Raw genomic sequence first — 7,863 nt, 5'->3', positions numbered from 1 at the left:
TTGCTGTGAAGGTGCATTGGAGTTTTACCGCAGTTACAGCGGAAACCAAACTCAAGCGGTGGTATGAGCAGGTGAATCCGGCTTGTAATCCAAGTTGATGTAAGGATTAAATTGGAAGAGTACTAGTAACAAGGAAAATGATCAACAACTTAGTCAGAAGTCTGCTTCTACAAACCTGTTTGTTAGTGAGTTCCCACTCGTGGGCCCAGCAACCCATAAACAATCAGCCTGCTACGTCAATCGCCACAGATTGGGCCGATATGACCGTGCGGGTCATGACAAAAGCACCTAAAAACACTCCCACTTACGGGTCCAGAGCCATTGGCTATCTGGGCCTGACCATGTACGAAACGGTGGTCTATGCCTCTCCGAAGCATCGCTCAGTGATTCGAAAATTAGCTGACACGCTTTCGTTACCAAAACCCGATCTTAAGAAAGCCTATTGCTGGGAACTCGCTCTTAACGCCGGGCAAGCCTATATGCTAAAGGCTTTGTATGCTTATACGAATAGAACGCTATCGATTGACTCACTGGAAGAAGCTATCCATCACCGCTATGCAGCCAGTCTTACTCCAGAGGTAGTTGATCGGTCGGAACAATATGGCAAAGCCATCGCCACAAAAATCTATGAATGGTCGAAGAGCGATGGTGGCTATGAAGGTTACCTTCATAATTTCCCGAAAGATTACGTACACACCCAGGGGTCAGGCATGTGGGTGCCCCCTGCAATAGGTCAGTCGAATACCAAAATTCCGATGCATCCCTCCTGGGGACAGAATCGACCGTTTTCATCCCGGAATGCTCGACTTCCTTTACCTAAACCGCTGGTCTATTCGACGGATACAACCAGTCAGTATTATCGGCACTACAAAGAGGTATTTGATCGAAAAAAGTCGCTCACTGATTCAGATCGTGCTATTGTGATGTGGTGGGGCGACGATCCAATTGAGACTTGCTCCCCCCCTGGACACTCCTATAATCTGGCTACGATTGCCATTCGCAACAGCGAGGCTGGCTTGGTAAAAGCCGCCGAAACTTATGCACGAGTGGGTATGGCCGTTGCTGATGCGTTTATCTGCTGCTGGAAAACAAAATTTACCTTTATGGTCGAACGTCCTTCTTCATTTATTAGAACCCAGATTGCTAGCACGACCAACAAGCGATATGCGTGGTTACCTTTTTTTCTGGAACCTCCTTTTCCTTCGTTTTATTCGGGCCATGCGGTACAATCGGCCGCCACAGCCACGGTTCTGACCGAATTGTATGGCCCTGATTTTTCATTTACCGATAATACACATTCCCACCGCCCCCAACTGACGTATTATATTCAGGGGCCACTACCCGACACCCCCAATCCTACCAATAATATCTATCTACTTCCAAACTTTACCACGCATACATTAAAGTTTGAAGACCGCCATTACACCTCATTTTGGGCGGCCGCTCAGGAGTGTGCCGATTCGCGGTTGATGGGTGGTATTCATACCCGATACGACAATGAAGTAGGCCTGGCTGAAGGCACTAAAATAGGTCGCAACATTAACGCGCTTCGCTGGCACTAAGGCTAAATAATATTTTGGGCGGTTTCGCAAACCGCCATTTTCAACTGATGGTAAGCTTGCCTATGATTTTGGCTTTAATTTAACTTATAATCTTTCTCACCTGTTGAGGTACGATTTTTCCAGTCAATAAACTTTGCAACAATATTTTGCCCTATTGATTACGTATACTACCTACCGTTAGCACATTCTTCTAAATACGCTGAACTGATTATGGATGGGCAAATTGGCCCAATAAAAAAATTCTGGGTGTACTTACTGGTCGGTTTGTTACTATAGAAAATGCCATTCGTCTAATGCTTATCATTCCAATCGGATAGCACAACTAGCATCCTAAAACACTGGTATTACTAAGCTATTATCATTCAAACGACTGCTTGATTGGGTTCTATTCGATTGTGAACCACTGTTAACTTAACTTGAAAAACGTTGCTAATCCACGTAGATTAGTACAGCGGTATGGTAAATTATAATTATTTGCTTCTGGGTAATAATCAGGCCGATCTACAACATTTAAACAAATTATTGACCCAGGTTCCTCTCACGAATAAGATTCAGTGCAGACACACTATTGGAGAAGCGATCGAGTTAATCCAGGCCAATCAGTATGATGTTGTATTTTTAGATACACATTTAGCCGACCAGTCCGGACTTAGCTGGTTTCACCAGTTGCCCACTCCTCCAGTCACTATCGTTATCAGCACTGAGGCCCACTACGCAGTCGAATGTTTCGACCTGCCTATCGCCGATTTCCTGCTTAAACCCGTTACTTTACCACGGCTATTTAGAGCTATTTTTCGTGCCCTGGCATCTCCGGTTAACCACAAAAAGCAGGAAGCAAATCAATCTATCCTGCTCTATAGCGGACGGAAGTTACATAAATTCACACTGGATGAACTGCTCTACTTCGAGGCCTTTGGTGCAAGTACCAAAATCCATATGCCAGGGCAGACAATCATTGTCAATTCGCCAATCTCGGCATTAGAAGCGCAGTTGCCTGTCTGGCAATTTCAGCGAATCCAAAAATCGTTTATCATTAATCTCGCCAAAGTTTCTATGCTGGACGCCAAGGCGGTTTGGATTGAGAATACGCGGATTCCCATTGGCCTGCAATATCGTGAGTTAGTACGAGAGTTATTTCCCCTGGTTGTTAAAAAGGAACTATAGCAAGGAGGGAATTTATCTATATCGCAGGGTACAAAACGGAACAGAGTAAACGACTCGCCAATGAGTCGTTTACTCTGTTCCTACACCTATAAACAGGCTACAACTCAGATATAGTCTGCTCTTCACGCGCTGGTTCGACACCTATATCTTATGAAAAAAAATACCTACTTTGTGCCCTTTGGGGTACTGGTCTTGCTTTCGCTTTTTAGCGCCTGTAAGCCCGTTACCACAACAACGCCAGCCACTCCAGCAACGTCTACTTTGCCCGAGCGTATTATGTTGAATACAGCTTATGGCACACATGTCAGTCAAAAGATGGATCTGTATTTACCCGCAAACCGGACGGCTGCAACTAAACTGGTGGTAATGATTCACGGCGGGGCCTGGTTTGGCGGTGATAAAACGGAAATGAATAGCTTGGTGGCAGCCTTTAGAGCCAAGTGGCCCGACTGCGCAGTAGCCAACATTAATTATCGGCTGGCTAATAACAATAACGCTCATAGTGAGGAGATTATGTCAGATATTAAAGCCGCGGTAAACTTCATAGCTACGAATAAAGTATCCTTCCAGATCTCGGATACGATGGGAATAATAGGAGCCAGTGCAGGAGCCCAACTTGCTCTATTGTATACCTACACTCAGAACAACAACGACTATGTTCAATGCGTAGCAGATTTATATGCCCCCTGCGTGATCGATGATTGGGATTGGTACAACAGTTTTAACGCTTTCCTTGGCCTCAAGATTAAAGACGTTCTTACCCAGTATAACGGATTTAGCTGGGAAAAAAATGTGGCAATTTATCATGCCAATAGCCCTTACACACAATTGAATACGGAAGACAAACCAACGATCGTATTTCATGGCACGCTGGATGTAGTCGTACCCATTTACCAGAGCCAATGGCTCCATGCAAAGTTAATAGCGAAGAAAGTCCCAAATGACTATTACGAATATCTGGATGGCCATGGCTTTAGCGAGACTAATAATAAGGATTGTATGGCTAAAACGGTAGCCTTCTTTCAGCGCCATATGAAACTCTAATTGATATTGACGCAGATTAGATGTCAGCAGGAATAGGATCTGGGTATTAATTCAACTGCCCTGACTCGCAACAAGTTAGTAACGGGCTGCGACGACTGTTTCTCAGCTATTGAATTGATTCATAACCTTTTTAGAACTCTTTAGGAAGGAATTGGCGGCTTGTTTACCTTCATCAAGAAGAGCACCGTAGCCAACTTAGTCTCGCCCAAATCAGCCTTTTTGCCATTATCTACAACCGATCAGGCCATCACATTTGCTCATCGCCAACCAGTATTAACTGCCAGTTTTAACCCTGCTATTCCAGAAGTAACGTGTTAAGACATGGCTGAATTGATGCCTTACCCAGCTACGGATAAATCGAGCTCGTGTTCATCAAACGTTTAAGGATAAATACTTCCTTGACCCACACCCGTCCGCTGTCATAAGCAAATTGCTATCCAATTGTAATTTCTTAGCTTTTCCAGGTCAGCTTTCACATGAGACGAGCGATGGTTTCATAACGCTAAAAAGCATTTTCATACCTTTTTCTTTAGTTTATAGAGGGCTAAAAAGCTAAGCACATTTTTTTCCATCGCCAAGGCATACATCTTGATTAATACCCTCAGCGGACAGAATTTAATCAAAATCTATGACTATTTCTACTCACGGTACCACCATTTACGACTGCTTATCGATCAAGTGCGGTTAAGGAGTGCCCGGATTCCGATCTATGCCTGCTCTATTGCCTGTGCTGACTATTAACGATAATAGAGTCAGCGCTCTCTCTCGGTCACTTTTCATTCAGGAGCACTGAATTTTAAAACTGGCACGGACCCTATAAGGCTACGAGCTAGCACACCACCATTTACCCCGCAAGCATTTTTATTCACTGTAACTATGACGCTTCTCTATCACGTTCAGTTTGTCTCCCTTCAGACCCATGGAACGAAGATCCACTTGGATCGGCCCTTGTTCCGATGGATCCTCAGGACTACTATTTTTTCGGTTGGTATGTTCTTAATGACTGCTGTAAAGCAGGAAACATACGCCCAGCTTCCTTTGGTCGAAGGGCAATCGATCGTTACCTGCGGCACTGGTGATATATATACGATAAAGCCAGCCAATCCGAATGATCCTGTGATTGGGATCAAGGATGTTAGAAGCCTTCCGTCAGCAAGCCCGGCTCCGTTTGAACCTAGTGTCTACATGGCTTCAGACTGGTTATTTGGCACCGTAAATGACGCAACCGGCAGGACCGACAAACTGGGTGGTGTTTTTGGTATTACCTATGATAAGCAAAAAAATATCTATACAACCCACTATTCTGGATGGGGTGTATGGGCAACTGGTGCTGCAGCAGTAAAAGCCTCTTATCCACGCCCTTCCGATGGTTTCTATCCCAAAGGGGCGGACCATCCAGGAAAAGGAGGACCGGGTGCTATTTATAAGATTGATGCAAACACGGAGGCCGTTACTGTTTTGGCCACACTGCCTCAAACGGCGTCTATTCCTTTATTTGACCCGGCAAGCTCAGTTGGTTGTTGTGGAGCGGGAACCCCATTTACGGACCCCTACGGACGAACAACCGCCATCTGGTACTATCATCAAACGAATAAAACAGGTCCGGGTTTGGGCAACATTGATTACGATTATATTCATAATCAGCTGTTTGCTACAAATCTGGAGGATGGCAAGATTTATCGCATCAGTACATCAGGCACCATTTTAAGCAATTTTGATCCCATGTCGGCCGATGATGGCCTTCCCGGATATGCACCATTAGGCGAAAGGATCTGGGGCATTGGTTATAACCATATTGATAACCGGGTATACTATGCGGTTTGGAATCAGGAGATTGGCACTAACACTCAAAATACTATTCGCTCTGTTGCCCTGAATGCCTCGGGTGATTTTGTAGCAGGTAGCGATAAATTGGAAATTACGGTTCCGTTCATTAGTGGTTATACGGCCCGAAATGGCGGTGATGGCACGGCATGGGTGGCTGACCCAATCACAGACATTGAGTTTTCGTCTGATGGCAAGATGCTCATGTCAGGAAAGTCAATGATGTGGGATTGGGTAGAACGGGCACACTCTTCCCGGCCTTTGGAATACGTAAAAAGCGGATCTACCTGGACATTGAACAAAGAGTTTTTTGTCGGCTCCTTTAAGACCCAAACAAATGCAGCTGGCGGAGTAGACTATGGCTACATGAACGGTACGGTGAATAGTGCCAATAAAGAGCAAATGATATGGGCGTCGTCGAATGTCATCAGAATATTTTTTGATAATGTAATACCAGCGCTTCCCGACCAGAATCTTGTTTATGGGGCGCAGGGTGTACCAATTAGCAGTACAGTTACTGCAGCCAACAAAACAGAGCAAGGCGTCATGGATGGCACCTGGAATTTCGACTATAATGGCGACTATTTTCTCAACAATAAAGGCTACATAGGAGATATTGATATTTATGCTGATTTTCCACCAGTCTGTGCCCTGAATACTACAGCTACACCGACAATCTGTACACCCGCGACCAACCAATATAGCCTAAGCGGTACGGTAAGTTTGACCGCTGCCATAGCTGGTACACTCACGATCAGCACAGGCACATCAACCACAACGGTAGCTGTCACTACAGCTACAACATCGGTCAACTATACTCTCAATGGGCTAATTTCTGATGGACAGAGCCATACCGTGACAGCCTCCCTGCCCGGTTGTTCGACCACCACAGCTACTTATACGGCCCCGGCCTCCTGCTCAATCGCCCCCGTCTGCTCGATGAGTGCGGTGGCAACGCCGGGTCTCTGTGCTACAGCCACTAACGCCTACTCCGCCACGGCGGTGGTCAGACTGACCAACCCTACACCGGGACTGCTCACCGTCACCAATGGCGCTCAGAGTCTGACCTTCGTCACCACTGCTGTCAGCTCGGCGACCTTCTCAGCACTCTTCAATGGGTTAATCTCGGACGGAGCCTCCCATACAGTCACGGCGAGTCTACCCGGTTGTTCAACCACTACGGCCACCTATACCGCTCCAGCTTCGTGTTCGGTCGCGCCGGTCTGTTCGATGAGTGCAGTAGCTACAGCCGGGCTCTGTGCCACAGCTACCAACGCCTACTCGGCCACGGCTCTGGTCAGACTGACCAACCCCACACCCGGACTGCTCACCGTCACCAACGGAGCCCAGAGCCTGACTACCACCATTGCCAGTGGACTCACCAGCTTCTCCTTCACGGCGGTATTTAACGGACTCGTCTCCGATGGACAGAGTCATACCGTAACCGCCAGCTTGCCCGGCTGTTCAACCACCACGGCCACCTATACCGCTCCGGCTTCCTGCTCGATAGCGCCCCCCTGTTCGATCAGTGCGGTAGCCACGCCAGGGATTTGTGCCACGGCCACCAACGCCTACTCGGCAACGGCTGTCATAACTCTGACCAACCCCACACCGGGTGTGCTCACCGTCACCAATGGCGCCCAGAGTCTGACCTTCGTCACCACGGCGGTTAGCTCGGCCACCTTCACGGCCACCTTCAACGGACTCGTCTCCGATGGACAGAGTCATACCGTCACAGCCAGTCTGCCCGGTTGTTCGACCACGACCACGACCTATATGGCCCCGGCCGCCTGTTCGATCGCACCAGTCTGCTCCATGAGTGCGGTGGCTACAGCCGGTCTCTGTGCCACGGCCACCAATGCCTACTCGGCCACGGCCCTCATCACCCTGACCAACCCCACACCGGGTGTGCTCACCGTCACCAATGGCGCCCAGAGTCTGACTACCACCATTGCCAGTGGACTCACCAGCTTCTCCTTCACGGCGGCCTTCAATGGCCTGACCTCCGATGGACAGAGCCATACCGTAACCGCCAGTCTGCCCGGTTGTTCAACCACGACCACCACCTATATGGCCCCGGCCGCCTGCTCGGTGACACCACCTTGCCTGCTCAACTTAGTGGTTGCCCCTGATGGTTGCAACACCGCCACGAACCAGTATAGTGTCAGAGGAACCCTTTCGGCGACCAATGCAATGGGTAGTCAACTAATAACCATTACCGATGGCACAGTCAGTACTACCGCAACACTTGCAGGCAATGAGCCAACCA

At 47.8% G+C, this 7,863-nt stretch carries 4 protein-coding genes; all 4 read left to right on the top strand.

Annotated features, from left to right (window positions below; translation table 11 throughout):
- Positions 1–137 precede the first annotated feature (137 nt).
- Entirely contained in the window at positions 138–1,562 is a 1,425-nt protein-coding gene (locus GJR95_RS41645) for a vanadium-dependent haloperoxidase (RefSeq protein WP_162391498.1), read from the top strand.
- Between the two features lie 456 nt (positions 1,563–2,018).
- Positions 2,019–2,726, top strand: a complete 708-nt coding sequence (locus GJR95_RS41640; RefSeq protein ID WP_162391497.1) for a LytR/AlgR family response regulator transcription factor — start codon at positions 2,019–2,021, stop codon at positions 2,724–2,726.
- A 150-nt stretch (positions 2,727–2,876) separates the two neighbouring features.
- The gene (locus tag GJR95_RS41635; RefSeq protein ID WP_162391496.1) at positions 2,877–3,770 is read left to right on the top strand and encodes an alpha/beta hydrolase; all 894 of its coding nucleotides are present in this window, start codon (positions 2,877–2,879) and stop codon (positions 3,768–3,770) included.
- Between the two features lie 876 nt (positions 3,771–4,646).
- Positions 4,647–7,863: hypothetical protein (locus GJR95_RS41630; RefSeq protein ID WP_198424793.1), on the top strand; the 3,217-nt coding region annotated here is incomplete at its 3' end.

This window comes from Spirosoma endbachense (assembly GCF_010233585.1).
Taxonomy (GTDB): domain Bacteria; phylum Bacteroidota; class Bacteroidia; order Cytophagales; family Spirosomataceae; genus Spirosoma; species Spirosoma endbachense.
This window is presented reverse-complemented; position numbering and strand designations above follow the sequence as displayed.

Coding starts and splice junctions, on each gene's coding strand:
- GJR95_RS41645 (WP_162391498.1), top strand. CDS start 138: ATGATCAACAACTTAGTCAGAAGTCTGCTTCTACAAACCTGTTTGTTA.
- GJR95_RS41640 (WP_162391497.1), top strand. CDS start 2,019: ATGGTAAATTATAATTATTTGCTTCTGGGTAATAATCAGGCCGATCTA.
- GJR95_RS41635 (WP_162391496.1), top strand. CDS start 2,877: ATGAAAAAAAATACCTACTTTGTGCCCTTTGGGGTACTGGTCTTGCTT.